Annotated in this window: 21 protein-coding genes; 9 read left to right on the plus strand and 12 right to left on the minus strand. The window is 35.0% G+C overall.

What is annotated here, in order from left to right; translation table 11 throughout:
• Together ACFSTE_RS20585 and ACFSTE_RS20590 are read left to right on the plus strand one after the other, a co-directional pair.
• A partial coding sequence (locus ACFSTE_RS20585; RefSeq protein ID WP_378298377.1) for a DUF7507 domain-containing protein occupies positions 1-2,467 on the plus strand: 2,467 nt, incomplete at its 5' end.
• A gap of 126 nt (positions 2,468-2,593) precedes the next feature.
• Positions 2,594-3,235: a SanA/YdcF family protein gene (locus tag ACFSTE_RS20590; protein WP_378298378.1), complete on the plus strand. Its 642-nt coding sequence runs from the start codon at positions 2,594-2,596 to the stop codon at positions 3,233-3,235.
• Between the two features lie 31 nt (positions 3,236-3,266).
• Here ACFSTE_RS20590 and ccsA read toward each other — a convergent pair whose 3' ends face one another.
• Positions 3,267-6,422, minus strand: a complete 3,156-nt coding sequence (gene ccsA, locus ACFSTE_RS20595; protein ID WP_176030651.1) for a cytochrome c biogenesis protein CcsA — start codon at positions 6,420-6,422, stop codon at positions 3,267-3,269.
• Positions 6,423-6,558: 136 nt separating this feature from the next.
• Here ccsA and ACFSTE_RS20600 point away from each other — a divergent pair, with 136 nt between their 5' ends.
• The 3 genes from ACFSTE_RS20600 to ACFSTE_RS20610 are packed head-to-tail and all read left to right on the plus strand — an operon-like array spanning position 6,559 to position 8,428.
• Positions 6,559-7,323, plus strand: coding sequence for a Rossmann-like and DUF2520 domain-containing protein (locus ACFSTE_RS20600; RefSeq protein WP_378254306.1), 765 nt, complete (start codon positions 6,559-6,561; stop codon positions 7,321-7,323).
• Entirely contained in the window at positions 7,307-7,834 is a 528-nt protein-coding gene (locus ACFSTE_RS20605; protein WP_176030653.1) for a KdsC family phosphatase, read from the plus strand. The genes ACFSTE_RS20600 and ACFSTE_RS20605 overlap by 17 nt, the downstream gene beginning before the upstream one ends.
• An 18-nt stretch (positions 7,835-7,852) precedes the next feature.
• Entirely contained in the window at positions 7,853-8,428 is a 576-nt protein-coding gene (locus tag ACFSTE_RS20610; protein ID WP_176030654.1) for a non-canonical purine NTP diphosphatase, read from the plus strand.
• Positions 8,429-8,484: 56 nt separating this feature from the next.
• On the opposite strand, the gene ACFSTE_RS20615 is transcribed toward ACFSTE_RS20610, so the two are convergent.
• Positions 8,485-9,117 (minus strand): CPBP family intramembrane glutamic endopeptidase, encoded by a 633-nt coding sequence (locus tag ACFSTE_RS20615; protein ID WP_378254303.1) that lies wholly within the window; start codon positions 9,115-9,117, stop codon positions 8,485-8,487.
• Between the two features lie 425 nt (positions 9,118-9,542).
• On the opposite strand from ACFSTE_RS20615, the gene nhaC reads away from it, so the two are divergent.
• Complete coding sequence (nhaC, locus tag ACFSTE_RS20620) at positions 9,543-11,030, plus strand: Na+/H+ antiporter NhaC (protein WP_176030656.1); 1,488 nt, start codon at positions 9,543-9,545, stop codon at positions 11,028-11,030.
• A gap of 76 nt (positions 11,031-11,106) precedes the next feature.
• Here nhaC and ACFSTE_RS20625 read toward each other — a convergent pair whose 3' ends face one another.
• Complete coding sequence (locus ACFSTE_RS20625) at positions 11,107-11,484, minus strand: acyl-CoA thioesterase (protein WP_176030657.1); 378 nt, start codon at positions 11,482-11,484, stop codon at positions 11,107-11,109.
• A 94-nt stretch (positions 11,485-11,578) separates the two neighbouring features.
• On the opposite strand from ACFSTE_RS20625, the gene ACFSTE_RS20630 reads away from it, so the two are divergent.
• From ACFSTE_RS20630 to ACFSTE_RS20640, 3 genes are all read left to right on the plus strand, one after another.
• Entirely contained in the window at positions 11,579-12,208 is a 630-nt protein-coding gene (locus ACFSTE_RS20630) for an NAD(P)H-dependent oxidoreductase (RefSeq protein ID WP_378254301.1), read from the plus strand.
• A 77-nt stretch (positions 12,209-12,285) separates the two neighbouring features.
• Positions 12,286-12,735 (plus strand): thioredoxin family protein, encoded by a 450-nt coding sequence (locus ACFSTE_RS20635; RefSeq protein WP_378254299.1) that lies wholly within the window; start codon positions 12,286-12,288, stop codon positions 12,733-12,735.
• Positions 12,736-12,885: 150 nt separating this feature from the next.
• Positions 12,886-14,076 carry a DegT/DnrJ/EryC1/StrS family aminotransferase gene (locus tag ACFSTE_RS20640; RefSeq protein ID WP_378254297.1) on the plus strand — a complete coding sequence of 397 codons (1,191 nt, stop codon included), beginning with the start codon at positions 12,886-12,888 and terminating at the stop codon, positions 14,074-14,076.
• 36 nt (positions 14,077-14,112) lie between these two features.
• On the opposite strand, the gene ribB is transcribed toward ACFSTE_RS20640, so the two are convergent.
• The 9 genes from ribB to ACFSTE_RS20685 all read right to left on the minus strand — a co-directional run bounded on the left by ribB (position 14,113) and on the right by ACFSTE_RS20685 (position 22,259).
• Positions 14,113-15,264, minus strand: a complete 1,152-nt coding sequence (ribB, locus tag ACFSTE_RS20645; RefSeq protein ID WP_176030661.1) for a 3,4-dihydroxy-2-butanone-4-phosphate synthase — start codon at positions 15,262-15,264, stop codon at positions 14,113-14,115.
• 47 nt (positions 15,265-15,311) lie between these two features.
• The gene (locus ACFSTE_RS20650; protein WP_378254295.1) at positions 15,312-16,751 is read right to left on the minus strand and encodes an LptF/LptG family permease; all 1,440 of its coding nucleotides are present in this window, start codon (positions 16,749-16,751) and stop codon (positions 15,312-15,314) included.
• Positions 16,752-16,759: 8 nt separating this feature from the next.
• Positions 16,760-17,395 (minus strand): LolA family protein, encoded by a 636-nt coding sequence (locus tag ACFSTE_RS20655; RefSeq protein ID WP_378254293.1) that lies wholly within the window; start codon positions 17,393-17,395, stop codon positions 16,760-16,762.
• Positions 17,396-17,440: 45 nt separating this feature from the next.
• The gene (locus ACFSTE_RS20660; RefSeq protein ID WP_378254291.1) at positions 17,441-19,885 is read right to left on the minus strand and encodes a DNA translocase FtsK; all 2,445 of its coding nucleotides are present in this window, start codon (positions 19,883-19,885) and stop codon (positions 17,441-17,443) included.
• Between the two features lie 65 nt (positions 19,886-19,950).
• Positions 19,951-20,319, minus strand: coding sequence for a diacylglycerol kinase (locus tag ACFSTE_RS20665; protein ID WP_378254289.1), 369 nt, complete (start codon positions 20,317-20,319; stop codon positions 19,951-19,953).
• A 6-nt stretch (positions 20,320-20,325) separates the two neighbouring features.
• The gene (tpx, locus tag ACFSTE_RS20670) at positions 20,326-20,826 is read right to left on the minus strand and encodes a thiol peroxidase (RefSeq protein WP_176030666.1); all 501 of its coding nucleotides are present in this window, start codon (positions 20,824-20,826) and stop codon (positions 20,326-20,328) included.
• 176 nt (positions 20,827-21,002) lie between these two features.
• Entirely contained in the window at positions 21,003-21,260 is a 258-nt protein-coding gene (locus ACFSTE_RS20675) for a DUF6952 family protein (RefSeq protein WP_378254287.1), read from the minus strand.
• On the minus strand, positions 21,241-21,555 hold the full coding sequence (locus ACFSTE_RS20680) for a thioredoxin family protein (protein ID WP_176030668.1): 315 nt from the start codon (positions 21,553-21,555) through the stop codon (positions 21,241-21,243). The genes ACFSTE_RS20675 and ACFSTE_RS20680 overlap by 20 nt, the downstream gene beginning before the upstream one ends.
• A 65-nt stretch (positions 21,556-21,620) precedes the next feature.
• Positions 21,621-22,259 (minus strand): peroxiredoxin, encoded by a 639-nt coding sequence (locus tag ACFSTE_RS20685; protein WP_176030669.1) that lies wholly within the window; start codon positions 22,257-22,259, stop codon positions 21,621-21,623.
• Between the last annotated feature and the right edge of the window lie 104 nt (positions 22,260-22,363).

A 22,363-nucleotide genomic window follows, 5' to 3' on the forward strand; every position in this document is an offset into this window, starting at 1 on the left:
ACAGCTTATTTGTAGTGACACGATTCTTAACCATAATCTGGAGCTTGACACGAACATCCCAGGAAGTACTTTCAACTGGATTGCCAATGATAACCCAAATATTACAGGAGAAACAATAACTCCCTCAACAACTCCAATAATCGCTGACCAACTCATCAATATCAGTGGAGATGTACAAACCGTAACCTACACTATTACTCCTTTTAGCCCAGATGGCTGCCAAGGAGACGATTACATTTTTACTGTTACAATTGACCCAAAACCATTTGTAGCAATTGCTCCTATAGAAACTATTTGTAGTGATGCAGCTATAAATCATGATCTTACGTTGGATACGAATGTTCCGGGAACTACTTTTAGCTGGGTAGCAACTGATAACCCTAATGTTAGTGGAGAAACTACAACCGTTTCGACTTCTTCTTCAATTACTGATTCACTTTCTAATACAACTGATTTGGAACAGGAAGTGATTTATACAATCACGCCTACATCACCTGACAACTGCGTGGGAGACCCATATGTATTTAAAGTAATTATCTCCCCTGTTCCTGAATTAGTTATTACGAAAAGAACACTTCCTGCTACTGATGGGGCTTATGATACCCTAGGAGAGGCGATTATGTATGAAATCACCATAGAGAACCCTAAAGAAGTATTGATGCAAAACATTACCATAACAGATAATAATGCAGATGTTCTAAGTACTTCTTCAATAGCCGCTATCAATGCTAATGACAGCCATACTATCACTGCCAGTCATTTTATTACACAAGACGATTTAGATAATGGTTTTGTTAGTAACGTAGCTCAGGTATCAGGAACAGACATTTGTGGTAATATAGCAACTGATGACTCCGATAATCCTGATACAACGACACCTGATGATCCAACAATTACGACACTTATTCAAGAACCAAGTATTCGTTTATTAAAGGTCTCGGACCCTGCTCCTGATGGATTATGGGATGAAGTTGGTGAAGTTATTACATATTCATTAACTATAACTAATACAGGAAATGTTACACTCACGGATGTTGTAATCACTGATGATAATGCTGATATCGGAAGTATTCAGCCCTCTGCTATTGCAACATTAGCTCCTGGAGAGACTGTATCTGTAATTGCTTCTCATACTATTATCCAAAATGACTTAGACGCCGGAAGTGTCCATAATTCAGCTTCTGTGGACGCTATAGCTCCAGATGGCAGTACTGTTACGGACCTTTCTGATAACCCAGAAGATGATACTGATGTTGATATTGATGGTAATGGGGATCCTGATGATATAACAACAACCCATACTCCTCAATTCGGAACAATTGATATTGTGAAAACTGTAAATCAAAAAATGTATCGTTCCATTGGAGATATTCTAGTGTATACAATTACGGTAACTAATACGGGAAATGTTACACTTAATAATCTGATTATTGATGACCCTATCCTTTCCTTTATAGGAGGGAATACATTAGATAATCTGGCTCCAGGAATGTCTCATTCCTTTACAGGGGAATATATCATAACACAAAAAGATATCAATGAAGAACTCGTAAGTAATATTGCCACCGTTGAAGCGTCTTTACCAAACGGGACCACATTTATTTCTGAAGACTCTGATGATCCTGAAGACCCTACAGATACGGATACGGATAACGATAATGACCCTGAAGACCCAACGATCAGCTATCTTGATTCTGATGGAGATGGACTTCCTAATACAGAAGATTTAGATGATGACAACGATGGAATTACAGATCTAGATGAACAAAATGGTGATCCGTTTCTGGATACTGACAATGATGGTATTATTGATAGTCTCGATTTAGATGCAGACGGAGATGGGGTTTATGATTATATAGAAGCAGGACATGGAGGTACAGATACAGATGGAGATGGTCGAATCGAAGGTCCCTGGGGAACAGACGGAATCTCTGATAGTGTTCAAAATAACCCTGATGGAGGCGAAACTTCATATACCATACAAGATACAGATGGAGATGGAACTCCTGATTTTCAGGATATAGATGATGACAATGATGGTCTGTTAACTATCGATGAAAACCCTGACCCTAACGGAGACGGAATCCCCACAGATGCTCAAGATACAGACGGAGATGGAATTCCTGACTATTTGGAACCTAATGGTACAATTCCAGATGCAGAAGATGGAATTGAAGTTTTTACAGGAATGACTCCCAATGGAGATGGAGACAATGATGTTTTTACGATTAGAGGGATCGAAAAATTTGAAAATACTGTAGAAATATATAACCGATGGGGAGTTGTTGTATATACTGCTAAAAACTACGGAAAAAACGATACGTTCTTTACAGGAATTTCTAGTTCTAGAGCGACCTTTAAAGAAAAAGACATGCTTCCAGTGGGAACTTATTATTATGTAATAAGCTATATCCCAGAACCTGGTGTAGTCAAAACATTAAAAGGTTATATATATATTAACCGATGATTCCTGCGTAATTAAAAAATATGAAGCTTTTTACCCCCTATTTGTATTAGTATATAAATGGGGGGTTAAAATATTATTTCTTTTCTTTGGAAAAACAAATCCCCTCCCATATACTTATGCACTTCTATGAAAAAAAGAAAAAAACTATTATTCATTCTAATTATTATCTCGATTTTTTCGGTTATAAGCTTATACAAAGCCAATAAAATAGTAATTGATAAAACTGCAGAAAAAACATATGACACGATTACTAGCATTCCTAAAAATAAAGTAGGTCTATTGTTAGGTACAACTAAATTTCTACAAAACGGCAGAGTTAATCTTTATTATACTTACAGAATCAATGCAACGGTAGCTCTTTATAAAGCAAAAAAAATTGATTACATTCTTATAAGTGGGGATAATGGAACGAATACATATGATGAGCCTACCACCATGAAAAATGATTTAATTACAAAAGGCATTCCTGCTTCTCGTATTTACCTAGATTACGCCGGTTTCAGAACATTAGACTCTATTATCAGAGCAAAAGAAATTTTCACCCTTCAAAAGTTTACCATCATATCACAAAAATTCCATAACGAAAGGGCAATATTTATTGCTGAAAATAAAGGAATCAATGCTATTGGTTTTAATGCTAGAGATGTCAACATTCATTATGGTTTGAAAACTCAGATTCGGGAGCGTTTCGCTCGAGTAAAAATGATCATTGACTTACTTATTGGAAAACAACCAAAGTACTTGGGAAAGAAAATTCCAATTGGTTAAAAAAAAGAGAGGATTATCTCCTCTCTTCTCCTTATGATTTTTTATAATGTTTCTTATATTTCCAATAAGAGACTCCTCCTAATACGATTGCAAACATAATGGAATAGTACACCGAATTTGGGGTGATTACCTTATCTCCACTAGCATATGAATGCAATCCTTTGAGATAGAAATTCACTCCAAAATATGTCATCAGAATACTATATACTGCGATCACTGAAATAAAATTATAGAGCCATTTTCCTCTCAGACCAGGAACTAATCTCATATGAATCACAAAAGCATATACCATAATACTCACTAATGCCCAGGTTTCTTTCGGGTCCCATCCCCAGTATCTCCCCCAGCTTTCATTTGCCCACATTCCTCCAAGGAAATTTCCTATAGTAAGCATGACCAGACCAATTGTCAACGCCATTTCATTAATAATGGTTAATTCTTTAATGGCTAGATCCATTTTTTTCTTATTTGACCCGGTAGTCATAATCATTAAAATAAGAGCGATAACTCCCAATATACATCCTACAAAGAAAGGACCATAACTTCCTACAATAATAGATACATGAATCAATACCCAATACGAATCTAATACTGGCTGTAAATTAGCAATAGCAGGATCTGTCCAGTTTTCATGAGCAAAAAACAATATAATTGCTGCCACAAAAGTTGTAGCCGCAATTGTCAAATCACTTTTTCTTCCGAGTGCTAATCCCATTCCTAAAGTAATCCATGCTACATAAATCATCGATTCATATGCATCACTCCAGGGAGCATGCCCGGAAACATACCACCTGATAATCAACCCAGCAGTATGCATGATAAAAGTAATAATGATAATACCAATTATTCCATATATCAATCCTTTTATTATTTTGGAATCTCTAAAAATTCTGGCAATCACCACTACCATTAATAAAACACCCAATATAAGGTAATACCGATATAGTGTTCTAAATATATCATATTTATTTAATGCTATTTCTGCTTTTATTTTTCGGTCAGATGGTAATACTTCACTTCCAAATTTCTTCTGGAAACTCTTAATACTCTCTACATACTTATCTGGTTTACTATAATCTCCAGTTTTTCTTGCTTCCAGCAGGGATTGCCTATAAATAGGGATAATTTGTCTTGTGTACACAGAATCCATTCCTGTAAATTTTACTTCATTTAACTGCGGAACAGAAACCCATTTATTATTATCGTCATTCGGTACCGGGAAAACGCGCAGAATCCCCCCTCCTAATGCCTGATTAAGCAAATAAAATTTTTCATGTGTTTTCAGAAAATCTTTTTCAAAACTACTCGGAGTTGTGGTACTACTTGCTTTTTCTAAATAGGGAGTAAGTTTATAGGTTCCATCAGGCTCTACAAGGTCGATTAAGGAAATTCTTCTTTCACTTTTAGGAACGCCTAATATTTTTCGAATACTATCATTTTCTCTTTGAATCTCAATAATAGGAACACTGTACCATATAAAAGGGTTTTCGATCATAGAGACAAAAACCTGATCTGCTGTTAGTCCTTCATAAGTATCTTTCTTGCTTAATTTTCTCAATAACTCTGAAGAAAATGTATTTACAGGCTTCATTCGCCCTCTTTCATCCTGGATTACAACACTTCCGAATTTTGCTGCATGTTCCTTACTTACTGCATTTGCTAATATGACAGAATCTAATTGTTTTTTAGTAGGAGCCACTTGTCCATGCCCTTCATGTTGCCCTCCTTGTTGTGCAAAAGAGAAACTACATGAGAGCAGTACCACAATCAGAGATAGCTGGCTTTTCTTTTTCTTTATTTTGTCAAGTTTTCTTTCTATTTCTTTAAATCTTGATCCTTTTACAAATAAAATTAATGTCAATGCTACATACAATAAGATATATCCTATGTAGGTAATCCAGGTTCCCCAAAAATCGTGATTAACCGATAGAATAGTTCCTTTTTCATCTGCATCAAATGATGATTGAAAAAAACGATACCCTCTATGATCTAATACGTGATTCATATAGATCTCATAAGGCTCGGAAGAGTTTTCCTCTACAATTTCCACTTTACTTCTAAATGCTTTATAGGCCTTTTCTGTTCCCGGGAATTTTTCGGCTATAAAGTCATTAAGTTTTAGAGAAAACGGAAGTTTCATTTCTTTCGACCCATAACTAAAATACATATCCAACCCTCCTATTTGATATTTCTTCATATTGTTAGCAAATCCCTTTCCTCCTAACAGCTTTACTTCTTTTGTTTCTCCATTAGAAGAAACATCTAATATCAATGCATCTTGTTGCCCTTTTGCTTTTTCTTCTATAGGTACAACGTCATATTTTCCTTTTTGAACCGGTTCAGGAATCACAAATTGCATTCCTGCTGTTTGATACAATGATCTAAGCATTAACGGTTGTACACTATCTTTTATAACCTCTCCTTTAAACTGATCAGCCATTCGCATATAAGTACCATCAAAAGGAGACTCTATATAATACTCTCCTTTTCCATAACTAATATTAATTGCTCCTTTAGTTGGTTTATTAAAAGCGATTAGAATATTATGAATATTTGCTACTTCTCCTTCCTTTAAGAAATGATCGTGTCGTTCTCCTCCTCCAGCTTCTACCAGTTTCAGAAAATTTTCTCCATCTTCTGATGCGACCAATCCCATTTCAGCACCTTGTATATAATCCTTATAAGTGATGGTTACTGGCTGTTTATTATAATCTGTATGAATTACGAAATGATTGTCGGTAGCTGCTGCAAATTCCATATCATCAGAGATCACTCTACGTCTGGGTTCTCCATTAATCTCTCCATCCAAAAATGCTGTCAGATACGTTTTTTCGGATAAAAAAGTAGCTGTAGTCTCTCCTTCTCGTATCGGCATTACACCTTCATAACTAATATATCGTGTAACAAAAGCTCCGACAAGAATCAGGATAAAAGATAAATGCAAAATCAAGGTTGCCCATTTATCTTTTCTATACAGTTTATATCGAACTATATTCCCACAAAAATTGATACAAAAAAATACCATAATTGCTTCAAACCACCAGGTATTATATATCCAAATTCTCGCTGCTGTTGTCCCATGTGCATCTTCCAGAAGTGTTCCAACCCCCATAGAAACTGCAAATACAATAAATAAAACCGCCATTAATCTTGTGGAGAATAAAATACTCACCAACTTATCTTGCATAATATCTCTTTTTTAAAACTGTGCAAATTTAGGACATTTAAGAGGATTTATCGAATTAAACCATACAGTTTTAATTGTTTTAACAGAAGTCATCTTCCCTTGATAATATTTGAAACATCTTCATTATTTTAGCCTCATGATAAATGTCATTATTTTAGGATCAGGAAAAGTAGCAAAACATCTGTATACGGCTTTTAAAGTCATTCCAGAAGTTACTATCAGACAGTGCTATAACAGAAAAGGAATATTACTCGATGATGCTCAGGCACAAGAGGATATCACTACCGATCTCTCCCAATTAAAGAATGCAGACGTTTATATCCTAGCAATTAGCGATGATTCTATACAACCGGTATCGGAACAACTCCCTTTTACCAATAGATTGGTTGTCCATGTTTCAGGGGGGAAGTCCATCGATGTTATAGATCCAAAAAATAACAGAGGTGTTTTTTACGCATTACAAACTTTTAGTCATGGAAAAGAAATTAATTTCGAACAAGTACCTTTTTGTATTGAATCTGACAATCCAGTGGATCAGAAATTATTAAGCTCTTTAGCCGGTTTTTTATCTAAGAAGGTATATCCCATTTCTTCTCATAAACGAAGTATTATTCATGTGGCAGCTGTATTTGTAAATAATTTTACTAATCACTTATTTTCCATAGGCCATGATATTTGTCAGGAGCATCATATTCCTTTTGAAATTCTACATGGACTAATCGAGGAAACAGCTCTAAAAATAAAAGAAATGCCCCCCGATAAAGCACAAACAGGGCCTGCATTACGAAACGATACAAAAACAATAGAGAAACACCTGAATACATTATCAGTTGCTTCTCAAAAAGAATTTTATTCAACTTTTACAAAAGCGATACAAACAAAATATGGAAAAGAGTTATAAAGAGTATTTAAACCATATCACAACTTTTATTTTTGATGTGGATGGTGTATTAACAGATGGTACTGTAGTAATACACACTGACGGACAACTACTTAGAACAATGAATATTAAAGATGGTTATGCCCTAAAAACAGCAGTTCAACAGGGGTATAATGTATGCATTATCTCTGGAGGAACAAATGAAGGGGTTCGTAAACGACTAAGAGGGTTGGGAATAACTGATATTTATCTCGGTGCTCATCACAAAGTAGAACAATTAGATGAATATCTGGATATTTATAATATCAAATCAGAAAATGTTCTGTATATGGGAGATGATATTCCTGATCTGCCTGTAATGGAGTTAGTAGGACTTCCTACCTGCCCACAAGATGCTGTTGCAGAAATTAAAGAAGTTTCTAAATATGTATCTAATAAAAAAGGAGGAAAAGGTTGTGTCAGAGACGTTATAGAGCAAGTCTTAAAGGTCCAGGGCAAATGGAAAACAGAGTTTGATGCTCAATATGATTAATAAAATAACCATTTTTATATGAAATTAGTTTTCGCTACTAATAATAAAAACAAAGTAAAGGAAGTACAGGCTGCTTTACCGGATCATATACAGATTCTAAGCCTAGCCGATATAGGCTGTGATGTAGATATCCCCGAAACATCCCCTACTATAGAGGGGAATGCCTTACAAAAAGCTATGTATGTCAAAGAACAGTATGGCTACGATTGTTTTGCTGATGATACCGGATTAGAGGTCAAGGCATTAAACGGAGCTCCTGGTGTATATTCTGCCCGCTATGCAGGTAAAGAAAAAGACGCCAATGCTAATATGGATAAACTACTGACTGAATTAGCCTCTGAAAACGATCGAACTGCAAGTTTCAAAACTGTTATATCCCTAATCATAGGAGATACAAAAGAGACATTCACAGGTATTTGCAGTGGAGAAATTACACTTCAGAAAACCGGAAGCCAAGGTTTTGGATATGATCCGGTATTTCAACCGCTGGGGCATGATAAAACTTTTGCAGAACTCCCGCTATCAGAAAAAAATGCAATAAGTCACAGAGGAAAGGCCGTACAAGCACTTATTCAGTATTTAAATACTTTGTAAAAACATCACAGAGGCATCACATATAGATGCCTCTGTCTTTTTAATATCTCTGAATATCATCCTTCTATTCCTGGAAATGCTAACATCTCCCCCATGCCTACTGTAAACAACCAGCAACCATATAATGCATGCTCAATAGAGACAAGTATTGTTGACCTGGTTTTCAGATATGTAAATGCAAACAACAATCCTCCTATAAAAGTTATTATCTGAACCAGAGGACTCTTCAGAAAGAGATGTGCTAATGAAAATAAAATAGCATTGATAAAAATAAACAACCATTTATTATCTACCAAAGAAGCGTATCGCTCGAAAAAAAACGTACGATATATTATTTCCTGAGGTAGCACGGAAAGAAAAGTATACACCAAAAGAATAATTAACCATAATCCGGTTTTCTTTAAAGGAATAAAAAATAAATGCTGGGGGGCTGCAAGATATACATACACTGTGGTGATGATTGCAATTATCAGAAATTTAAATAGTGTATCTCTCCAAAAAAATCCTGTGTTTCTCCATTCTTCTTTCTTCTTAAATACTTTTCTTTTCTTTATACCCCATAACACATACCCAAATGCTAGGAGAGTTACTCCTGCTTTAATAACAAAAGGATACGTTATCAAAAAGCTAACGGGCAGCAATACGAATAATACGAATAATTCTAATGCGATGAAACGAAGTGAATTCATAGAGTATTTTTCTAACAAGTTACTAAGATATCAGAAATAAAAAAAAGCCTCTGGGGGAGAGGCTTTACCATTTGGGGAAGTGAATTTAAATTAGCTAGGTCAATTCACATTGGGGGTAATTTAATCACAGTAAGGTTAATTCACTAGGGGCAAAAAAAACACTAAAAACAATAAAATTTAATTTTCTTTCTTTTTTACACTTCAAATATATGACCAACAAATATGTTTACATTAAAATAACATTATGAATAAATCGAAATAATCGATAAAAAACATTATTAGTCGATAAAATACACAAAATTAACTATTTTAACACATTTTAAGTTTTAGAAGTGTTTTAAAAACAGGCTGTTGTTTAAAAAAATTCATTGCATAGATTTTAATAATATCGTAACATTACATCTTTTTAATTACGAATTCTATATATGGATAGTCAAAATATTACTCCTTCTAAGCCTCAAGACGAAGAAATCATTAAAAATAAAGAACTAAACATCTGGGAAGCCCTTCTACCAATCATTATTTTGGTAGGAATGTTATTCTACAATGTATCTTTTGCATTTGGAGATGATGCGCTAAGCGGTAGTAATCAGTTTATTTTATTATTAGGAGCTGCCGTTGCTGCTATCGTTGGTTTTTTTAACAAGGTATCCTATAAACAAATGATGGAAGAAGTAGCGAATAATATAAAATCAACCGCCGTAGCACTTCTTATCTTATTAATGGTAGGTTCGTTGGCTGGTACCTGGTTGATTAGTGGTATTATTCCAACAATGATTTATTATGGTCTTCAAATATTAAACCCTACAATATTTTTAGCTGCCTGTGTTATTATTTGTGCAATCATATCCATTGCTACGGGGAGTTCCTGGACAACCTCAGCTACCGTAGGAATTGCATTAATAGGTATTGGAGACACCTTAGGTATTGGAGCTGGAATGACAGCTGGAGCTGTTATTTCTGGAGCATATTTCGGAGATAAAATGTCTCCTCTTTCTGATACGACGAATTTAGCTCCTGCAATGGCTGGAGGAGAATTGTTTTCTCATATCCGATATATGACTTATACAACAGTCCCCACTATTATCATTACTCTTATTATTTTTATCATCATAGGTCTGACATTAGACACTACCGGAACTCCGGAAATCGGGGAACAATTAACTGCAATTGGAGATGCTTTTAATATCACCCCCTGGTTATTTATTGTTCCTGTTATCGTTATCGGTCTGATCATAAAAAAAACGCCTCCTCTTGTAGCTTTATTAATAGGAACTTTATTAGGAGGAATCGCTGCCATTATCGCTCAACCGGAAATTGTTATGAGCATAGCAGAGAGCAAGATTATGGATTTCAAAACTGCCTATATAGGCGTTATGAAGGCTATGACTGTAGATACTGCGGTTGTAACTAGTAGTGAAGAACTAAACGATTTGTTTACTTCTGGAGGAATGAATGGGATGTTGGGTACTATTTGGCTTATTGTCTGTGCGATGGTTTTTGGTGGTATCATGGATGCCATTGGGGCTCTATCCAGGATTAGTAAAGCATTATTGAGCTTATTCGATTCTATTTTCGGACTTTTTGCCAGTACAGTTGCTAGTTGCCTCGCATTAAATGTTACCGCATCTGATCAATACCTAGCCATAGTTGTTCCCGGAAAAATGTATGCCAAAGCTTTTAAAGAAAAAGGGCTAGCTCCTGAGAACTTAAGTCGTACTCTTGAAGATTCTGGAACAGTTACTTCTGTGTTAGTCCCCTGGAATACCTGTGGGGCATACCAAAGTGGAGTTCTCGGTGTTCCGGTAGCAGATTACTTCTTTTTTGCTATTTTTAATTACATCAGTCCATTTATGACATTACTATTTGCTGCTTTTAATATTAAAATCAAGCAATTGGTTAACAAAAAATAAATTTAACTTCCTTAAATACGATAAAACAGAAGTGCCTATAAAGAGAATTATAGGCACTTTTTTATCTGTTGTATGATCAAATGATTGGCGTTGGTTTTTTATCCTGATCAATCGCTACAAACTTAAACAGACCAGTTACTGCTTTTTCCCGTTCATCACTATACATATCTTCTTTGAAAATATCTACCTGAACCGAACAACTTGTTCGTCCTACAACTACTACCTTAGCGACTAACTCTACTATAGAACCCGCAGGAATTGGTTTTTTGAAATCAATCTTATCTGTAGAAATTGTCACTACCTTCTTTCTGCTAAACCGGGTAGCACAAATAAAAGATACTTCATCCATCAATTGTAGTGCCGTTCCTCCAAACAAAGTTTCATAATGATTTGTTGTATTAGGAAATACTGCTTTAAAGATTCTTGTTTCTGATTTTTCTATTCGTTCTTCCATTACTTAAATACCTCTACTAAGTTAACATACTGTAAAAAAATTCAAAGGTAGCCCTATTCCTAGTATCTTTGTGATAGATTCTAAAAAACTTCTAATGAATATTATTGATAGTCTTAAATGGCGATATGCGACTAAAAAATTCGACAATACCAAAACACTTCCACAAGAAAAAATAGATATCCTTGTAGAGTCTTTTAACCTAACTGCTACTTCTTATGGGTTACAACCTCTAAAGCTATTGGTTATTAACAACAAAGAATTACAAGAGGAACTAAAGCAACATTCCTGGAATCAATCACAAGTTAGTGATGCTTCTCCCTTATTTGTTATTTGTATTGAAACAAATATTGGAGAACAATATATTAACAAGTACTTTGATACGGTAAAAAACATTCGGAATACTCCTGATGAGATCCTTGATCCGTTCAAAAATCAATTGATAACTTCTTTTGGAGAAAAGTCTGAAGAGGATATCATTACCTGGGCATCCAAACAAGCTTATATAGCACTGGGGAATTTACTAAATGTATGTGCGCTCGAAAAAATTGATTCTTGTCCAATGGAAGGGTTTATTCCTGCTAAGTACGATGAAGTATTAAAATTAAAAGAACGAGGTCTTCGTTCCGTATTAGCATTACCAGTAGGATACAGAGCTGATGATGATATGTTTTCTGACATGAAAAAAGTGCGTAAACCACTGGATGAAATTGTAATTAATCTGTAAAACTATTAATTGGCAAGGTGTTTGCGAATAATTTAAATAAAATGTTATTTTTGTTTATATCCCCTAAGTCGTAAACTATGAAAAAGTTGTGTTTTTTATTACTAATAACGTCCACCACACTCCTTACTGCTCAGCATAGAGAATTAAAATGGGTAACCAATTTTGATACTGCAAAGAAACTATCAAAAAGAACACATAAACCTATTCTCATGTATTTTACTGGAAGCGATTGGTGTGCTCCCTGCAAAATGCTAAAAGAAGATTTTTTTCACTCTCCTGAGTTTAAAAAAACGGCAAAGGACTTTGTGTTACTAGAGGTAGATTATCCCAGAAGAGAAGACATTATTACAGAAGAACAGCGCCAGTTAAATTCGCAATTAATCAAAAAGTTTAATAAAGAAAAAACGTTTCCTAAAATTATAGTTTTTAACTCCAGAGAAAAAATTATCGGTACTATCAGTGCTTACAGCCAATTGAGAGACCCTTCCGGTTATTTTTCATTTATTCATGATATGTTAAAAAAATAGTAGTTTTAGAAACATACAACTAAATAATAAAAACTCTTTTCAATATTTTTGTTGAAAAGAGTTTTTTTCTTTTTAGGAAGAACTGCTTTATAATAAACACAAAAAGAATATTCTTAAAAAAATAGAGTTTACAAATTAAAACAACAATACATGCCAGGATTTGAGTTATTTGGTAACGAAGAAAGAAAAGAGGTTCAAGACGTCTTAGACAACGGAGTATTAATGCGCTATGGATTTGATCCTATGAGAAATGGGCATCATAAAGCATTAGAGCTAGAACAGGATCTAGCTGCTAAAATGAAGGTAAAACACGCTCAGGTAGTTTCCAGTGGAACTGCCGCTCTAACAGTAGCACTTGCTTCTGCCGGTATTGGATATGGAGATGAAGTGATCATGCCTACCTTTACTTTTGTAGCTAGTTTTGAAGCTATTTTAGCTACCGGAGCAATTCCTGTTTTATGTGATATTGACGATACACTTACGTTAAACCCTGCCGCAGTAGAAGCTGCTATTACTTCAAAAACAAAAGCAGTGATGCCTGTACATATGTGTGGTTCTATGGCTGATTTAGCTTCCTTAAAACACATCTGTGACAAACACCAATTACTATTGCTGGAAGATGCTTGTCAGGCTATTGGAGGTTCCTATGCAGGAAAGCCTTTGGGAAGCTATGGAGATCTGGGTTGTTTCTCTTTTGATTTTGTCAAAACCATTACCTGCGGGGAAGGAGGAGCTGTCATCACTAATAATGACACCTATGCTGATCATGCGCATAAATATCACGATCACGGACACGATCATATTGGTAATGACCGAGGAGCAGAATCCCATCCTTTTTTAGGATACAACTACCGTATTTCAGAACTTAATGCCGCTGTTGGAATTGCACAGTTGAGAAAGCTTGATCATACAATCTCTCTACAGCAGAAGAATTATTCGATCCTCCGCTCTGCCCTGGCAACAATCCCGGAAGTATCATTCAGAAGCGTTCCTGATACCGGTGTGGAAAGCTATGCATTTTTAAGCTTCTTCTTACCAGATGAGAACATCGCCAGAAAGGCTCATAAAACACTTGGTGAACACGGTGTAGATGCTTGTTTTTATTGGTATGACAACAATTGGCATTATTACAAAAAATGGGAACATTTGTTAACTCCCTCTTCTCTTATAAAATATGCTGATGATATTGTCTCTGGACTGCAAAGAAATAACAAAGCATTCCCAGCAAGTGATGCCTGGATGGGAAGAACCATATCTTGCCTTATAAAAGTAGGGTGGTCAGAAAATGAAGTAAAAGAAAGGGCTTCTAAAATGGTAGAAGCCCTTGCAAGTATCTTATAATAATACTATAATCATATAAATATGTAGGGTATTATATTAATATCCTACATATTCTGTTATTTCTAATCCATACCCTATCATTCCTACGCGTTTTTGCTGTTCACTGTTAGAAACCAATCGTAGTTTATGAATATTGAGATCGTGTAAGATCTGAGCCCCAATTCCAAAATCTTTACTATCCATCGTCATTTTTGGTGCTTTGACAACTTCTTTCCCTGTCTGCAATTCTTTTAATCCTGCCAAACGTTTTAACAGGTTAAAGGATTGACTCTCCTGATTGATAAAAATGATTGCTCCTTTTCCTTCGTCATTAATCCTCTTGAACATTGCTGCCAGACGATCATCAGCATTATGGGTTAGCGTCCCCAAAATATCATTATTAAACAAGGTAGAATTAATTCTGGTCAGGATCGGTTCATCTTCTTTCCAGCTTCCTTTAGTCAGTGCAATATGTACCTGACTGTTGGTTGTTTGCTGATAAGCTCTTAACCTAAAGGCTCCAAATCGCGTCTGAATATCAAAGTCTTCTTTTTTCTCGATCAATGAATCATGTTGCATTCTATAGGCTACGAGGTCTTCTATAGAAATTAGTTTCAGGTCAAACTTTTTGGCCACTTCCACCAATTGAGGTAATCGCGCCATTGTACCATCTTCATTTAATATTTCTACTAAAATCCCTGCTGGATTTAGCCCTGCTAAACGTGCTAAATCAACTGCGGCTTCAGTATGCCCCGTTCTTCTCAATACGCCTCCATTTTTAGCTCTCAACGGAAAAATATGCCCTGGTCTACCTAGGTCACTAGGTTTTGTGCTTTCATCAACTAGAGATTTGATTGTCTTAGCTCTATCATGAACGGAAATTCCGGTAGTACATCCATGACCTTTTAGATCGACAGAAACTGTAAACTGTGTTTCATGAAGTACTGTATTATGCTGAACCATCATCTGCAAATCTAACTCATCACATCGATCATCTGTAAGCGGAGCACATATCAATCCTCTTCCATGAGTCGCCATGAAATTGATCATTTCCGGAGTTACTTTTTCTGCAGCTGCTATAAAATCACCTTCATTTTCTCTATCTTCATCATCTACCACTATAATAACCTTTCCTTTGCGAATATCATCTATTGCTTCTTGTATAGTATTCAGTTTGATATCCGCTTTAGTTTCGGTAATTTTTGACATGTTTTAAATCTTAATTTATTTAATCGCAAAGATATTCAAAAAGAATCCTATTTCTTCTTTTTAGAGAATCGTTTTACGAAGAAATTTCTTATTGGAACGGTTATAAAGTCAAAATTAAAAAAGCCTCTATCTCTCGTTGCTCTGTAGGTAAGGAAAATACTAAGAGGAAAGACAACAAAGGTAGCCAGCCAGGATCCTAAAAATGGAGGAATTCCGTCTTCTTCTGCCCCATTTTTAGCAAAAATCCCTATAAAGTGATACACTAAAAACAATACAACTCCTACTACTATCGGGAGCCCTAATCCTCCTTTTCTTATAATTGCTCCTAACGGGGCCCCTACAAAAAACAATAAGACACAAGCAATCCCCAATGCATATTTATCGTGCAATGACATTTCGTACTTATTTAAGGCTCTCTTTTTGAACGTAAGACTCTTCTTGGATGACGTAATTTTTCTAAGGACCACATCAACACTGGATATTGCATTATTACTTATTTCTACTTTCTGTCGTGCTGTAAAATATTTTTCGAGGTTCAGGGTATCATTTGATGCCTGAAGTGTATCGATCTTAATATTTTTGTTTAGCCCTTCTGCCCCTATTATCACATCTACTTCAGTGTGTAGTGACTTTCTTTTCAGGTTATAAGTAGATGATATTGTATCAATCTCTTCTTTTAACTCTGCAACATTGAGCATATTATGCCCTTTACTATATTGCTGAGCATCCATATCAACATTTCCTATTTCTGACAAATCGATATTTAATACATACTGTTTGAAGTGTGTCTTTACAAACGGGAGTTTCTTTTTTGAGTTTGGCTTATTCTCCTGTATATCTTCATAATAGTTACCATCCTTAAGTACCAAAGTAATCAAATCCGAATCTTTGCTCCCCTGCAACTCTCCCTCTACCGCTTTTATCACGGTATAATTACCCGGTCTGACGGATTTTTTATGAATGATCACATCTGTCAGAAACTGGTCATTATCTCCATGTTTATCAGAAACCCGTATATTAATATCCCCCAAATCATTAAATTGATTCGGGGTAATAACCATTGCTGGTTTTACTTTTACAATATTTTTTCTCAGATTGATAAACCTCTTTTCTGATTCCGGTATAATCGTATTGGAAAACCAAAAAGCTCCTAAACCAACAAGGATCATAAACCCTGTAAGCATTCTCATAGCCCGCTGCAATGAAATTCCCGAAGACTTCATAGCAGCAAATTCATAGTTCTCTGAAAAATTCCCAAAAACCATAATAGAAGTCAAAAGAATGGTTAATGGTAATACCATAGGAATTAACCTAGGAGTCGCGAAAGTCAGGAACTTCATAATTACTGAAAAGTCTAAATCTTTTCCCGCCAACTCTGATATGAATAACCAGATGGTTTGCAACAAAAGAATAAACATTATAATTATAAAAAGCGGAAAAAACGTCTTTAAAAAAGACGTTAAAATATATCTATCAATTATTTTCAATGATGTAACTAGTCTAAATGGTTGATATAGTAATTTTCATACTTTGTTTTGTCAAAAGTAAATAATGTTTTTGATAAGGGCTGATTGGTTTTAAAACTATTTACTGTAAAAGTTACATTTGTCCCATTATTTTGTGCCTGAATCAATTTGTAAATATTTTTTGTTTGCTTATCAACTCCTAATAAAATCTCTTTTAAATCACTTTTAGAATCAATCGGCACCAACTTTACAAACTGAATTTTTCTTCCGTTAACATTCTGTACAATATCCATTTTATAGGTAAACCCTTCTTCATAAAAAGTCAACATCTTTGATGGAGTAATACTATTGTCATCGTCTTCACTATATGATGAGATATTGATTTCTTCATCTTCTGGGCTAATTACATGTAACTTCTTCCCATCAAATAATTGTTTAACCCCCATAAGGTTTAAAATATACTTCTCTCCTTCTAGCGTAACATCTCCTCTAGTTTCCTGTGATACATTTTCTTTTGGGTTATTAATTGCATACTTGAATCCTATAACAATATTATTATAACTTTTTACTTTTGCAGAGACTTCGTTTAAAAAGTCTTTGGCACTTTGTGCTTGCATGGTTGTAAATCCAGTTGTAATAAATAGTACTAATAATAGCTTTTTCATTTTATGCTTATGGTATTGTATATTAATTATATTCTTTTTTTACGATCAACCTTCTTCATCCAGAAGTTTCTGAAGGGCTGTCAAATCCGGAACTAAAACTTGTCTTGCTTTACTTCCTTCAAATGGTCCTACAATTCCTGCTGCTTCTAATTGATCTATTAATCTTCCTGCCCGGTTATATCCTAATTTCAACTTTCTCTGTAATAAAGAGGCTGAACCTTGCTGTGCAGTAACGATAACTTCTGCTGCTTCGGCAAACAATTTATCCCGGTCACTTACACTTATATCAATACTCGTGCCACTTTCTTCACCTACATATTCAGGTAGCAAATGTGCATCTGGATATGCTTTTTGGCCTCCGATATATTCAGTAATACGTTCTACTTCTGGGGTATCCACAAAAGCACATTGAATCCTAACCAAGTCATTTCCTTGGGTATACAACATATCCCCTCTACCTATCAGTTGGTCTGCTCCTCCTGAGTCTAAGATAGTTCTCGAGTCAATCTTGGAGGTTACTCTAAATGCTATTCTGGCAGGGAAGTTTGCTTTGATCATCCCCGTAATCACGTTTACAGAAGGTCGTTGAGTAGCAATAATCAAGTGAATTCCTATTGCCCTGGCTAATTGTGCTAATCTGGCAATGGGAGTTTCTACTTCTTTTCCTGCTGTCATGATTAAGTCTGCAAACTCATCAATAACCAATACTATATATGGTAAAAACTTATGCCCGTTTTCTGGATTTAGTTTTCTGGCTATAAATTTTGCATTGTATTCTTTAATATTTCGAACCATTGCTGATTTTAGCAAATCATACCTGGCATCCATCTCAATACACAATGAATTCAGCGTATTTATAACCTTCGTATTATCGGTTATAATTGCTTCTTCCGTATCTGGTAATTTTGCTAAAAAGTGTCTTTCTATTTTATTGAACAACGTAAGTTCTACTTTCTTTGGGTCTACTAATACAAACTTGACTTCTGCCGGATGTTTTTTATACAACAACGATGTCAAGATAGCATTAAGACCAACGGATTTACCTTGCCCGGTAGCTCCTGCCATAAGTAAATGAGGCATTTTTGCCAGATCCACAACAAAGGTCTCATTCGAAATTGTTTTACCTAATGATAGTGGCAGCTCCATCTCGGCATTCTGGAATTTAGAAGAAGAAATTGCAGAGCGCATAGATACAATGGTCGATTTCTTATTAGGAACTTCAATTCCAATAGTTCCTTTTCCCGGAATCGGGGCAATAATACGAATCCCCAGTGCTGCCAGAGACAATGCTATATCATCCTCCAGGTTTTTAATCTTAGAAATTCTAATTCCTGCTTCTGGTACAATTTCGTATAAAGTTACCGTAGGACCAACTGTAGCTTTGATCTGAGCAATTTCGATTTTGTAGTTCTTTAATGTCTCTACAATTCTGTTTTTATTTTCTTCTAACTCTCCCTGATCTATCGTAATTCCTCCTAGTTGGCTTGTATAGTCTTTGAGCAAATCAATAGTAGGAAACCTATAATTACCTAATTCCAATTTTGGATCAAACTCTCCAAAATCCTGAACCAGTTTTTCGCTCAGACTTTCTACAACCTCTTCTTCTTCTACAACAGTTTCCACTTCCATTGCAATGTCCTCAGGATCTGTTTCTGATTTTATGACAATTTTATCAGTTTCATTTTTTGGTTCTTTTTGCTCAACAGTAGTATCTACAGCCATAGAAATAGTGGTGTCTGCTACAGGAACATAACTTGCCTCTACTTCCAATTCTGTGTTTTTGGTAGCTGTTATATCGTTTTTTTCTGTAATCTCGGGAGTTTCTTCTACAACCGGTTGAATTTCTTCCGCTACAGCTGTATTTTCAGTCTTTTTGCGAGGTTGTTTCTTTTCTAAATTCTTTAGTGAAACAGCAATTTTCTCAGGAGTGTATTGCAATCTTACTACGATATAGACTATGGCAAGAAAAGCGAGTACCAATACCGTACCTATAAAACCGATATAGTCTCTCAAAAAATCATTAATTTCGTATCCGATTACCCCTGCTAATAGCCCGTTTTCTTTTTCTATAAAACCGAATACAACAGCAATCCACAACATCACCAATATCCCCCAGAACCAAAATCCCGCCAATTTTTTTCTATTCAAATCAAAAAAGAGATAAACTCCGGACAGCGATATTAAGACTGGTAAGATTAATGCAGATATTCCAAAACCTTTGAAAATAAAAAAGTGACTAACTGATGCCCCGAATTTACTGAGCCAGTTTTTTACTTCTGCTTCTCTGTTCCCGAATTGAGATATTTCACTTTGGTCTATTTTCCAATTATAGAAGAAAGATATAAAAGCAAAAAACAAACCTATTCCTAAAAAAAACAGAAAACTTCCCAAAACAACTTTTTGCTGTCTTGAGAAGGTTAACTTTTCTTTTAGTGTGGTCTTAGACCCTTTTGTGCTTTTTCTTTTAGTGGTTGTCTTTTTTTTAGCCATTTATTGATGTCTTATCGCAAAAATACGAATATCTATAAAGGAACGTAAAAAAGCTAAAAAAATTTCTATAACAAATACGGGAGGTAAATAATACCACCAATAATAACCGCTGTAACTGCTGCAATAAACACTGCTCCTGCAGCTACATCTTTAATAAATCCTATTTTATCATGGTAATCAGGATGGACAAAATCTGCAATAGCTTCTGCTGCAGTATTAAGCCCTTCAATACTCATTATTAGACCAATGGCAAAAGTTTGTAATATCCATTCGGTAGCGGTAATTTCAAAATAAAATCCCGCTATTGTCATTACAACACCTATACCTGCCTGAACCTGAATACTAGGTTCTGTTTTTAATAACAGTAAGGCTCCTTTTACAGCATATTTGGTTCCCCGTAAACGTCCTTGAATAAATTTGGTAATATTACCCATATAATTTTATGACAGTACTTCTAAAGCGGCCGCGTAATTTGGTTCTTCTGTGATTTCAGCCACTTGCTCTGTATACATAACCGTACCTTCTTCATTTAGCACGACTACAGCTCTGGAATGTAACCCTTGTAAAGGACCATCTACGATCTCTACCCCGTAATCTTTTCCAAATTTCCCATCTTTAAAATCAGAATGGTTTACGACATTCTCTAATCCTTCTGCTCCACAAAACCTAGCTTGTGCAAAAGGCAGATCTCTGGATACACAAAGAACTTTGGTATTTTCTAGATTATTTGCTTCTTTATTAAATGCTCTTACAGATGCTGCACAGGTTCCTGTATCAACAGAAGGGAAGATATTAAGTACAACTCTCGACCCTTTATAGTCAGAAAGTTTTGTCACTGATAAATCAGCATTTATCAGTTCGAAATCCGGTGCTTGTGTGTTTCTTTCTGGTAGTACTCCAGAAGTGTGAATCGTGTCTCCTTTTAGTGTAATTGAAGCCATGTTGTTATTGTTTTAATTTTTAGATATAAAATTAATAAGATTATGCATTTTATCTACATAAAATCTTATAAAAAGCAGAACGATTTTATTTTGTAATTCGTATAAAACAATAATGTATCATATATAAAGATATAGTATGATACATTTCATGTTCCTATCTAGTAGGTATTTTATACTTAGGTATCTATAGATCCTAAGACACGTTTCATAAAAGTATTTAACGCTTCTTTTTTAGGACTTCCTTCTTTGATCATTTTATCCACTTCCAGGGCTCCGTACATATTAGATATTAACTCTCCTATAACATCTAATTCTTCATCCTTTAAGGAAGGGACTTCTGTTAATGCCTCTAGTGTTTCTATCGTTTCTACTAAAAAATCTTCGTCATTTTCCTCAATAAAATTAGTGAGGTGCTTAATTACTGGTAACTTCATTTACTAATTCTTTTAGAACATCATATTTATTTGTCTGTACTTGATTTACAAAATCTCCTCCTTTAAACACGGCAAAAGTTGGTAGGTTATTTACTGTAGCCATTTTTCTGGACTCTGGAAATTTTTCTGCATCGACAATTACAAATGCTGCTCCTTCTACTTCTGTCGATAATTTTTTGAACTTTGGCTTCATAATTCTACAATTACCACACCATGTCGCAGAGTACTGTACTACAACTGTATCATTGGCACCTACTACGTCTGCTAAATTATCTTCCTTTAATTCTTCTATCATAATTCTTTTTTTTGTTATTTTTTTGACTTTCCGGGACTCTTGAGAACCCCGGAAAGTTTTTTTTATTAGTGAGAAGCTAAGTAAGAAGCTACACCGTCTCTATTTGCAGACATTGCATCTTTTCCTTCTTCCCAGTTTGCAGGACATACTTCTCCGTTTTTCTGTACGTGAGCGTATGCATCTATCAAACGTAAAAATTCTGCTACATTTCTTCCTACTGGCATGTGATTTACTCCTTCGTGGAATACAGTTCCTTCTTCATCAATAAGGTAAGTTGCTCTATAAGTAACATTATCTCCTTCTACCAATACTGCTCCTGTTTCTTCATTATATGTCTCATTAGTGATGTCTAATATCCCTAATGTACTAGCCAGGTTTCTATTAGAATCTGCTAAAATTGGATATGTTACACCTTCGATACCTCCATTATCTTTAGAAGTATTCAACCAAGCAAAGTGTACTTCTGGAGTATCACAAGACGCTCCTATTACTACTGTGTTTCTTTTTTCGAATTCTCCTAGCGCCTCTTGAAAAGCATGTAGTTCTGTTGGACATACAAAAGTGAAATCCTTTGGATACCAGAAAAGCAATACTTTTTTGTTATTCTTTCTTGCTTCTTCTAAAACATTAATCTTAAAAGTATCGCCCATATCGTTCATTGCATCTACTTCAAGATTTGGAAATTTTTTGCCTACAATTGCCATTTTCTGTTTTTTTTAATGTTTGTATTAATATTTTTTTCGATCACAAATATACAGCTGAATTATGGCTTCAAACAACGAAACAATTTTTATTTTTTATGTACTGA

The sequence above is a fragment of the Aquimarina hainanensis genome (genome assembly GCF_042684685.1).
Classification (GTDB): Bacteria; Bacteroidota; Bacteroidia; order Flavobacteriales; family Flavobacteriaceae; genus Aquimarina; species Aquimarina hainanensis.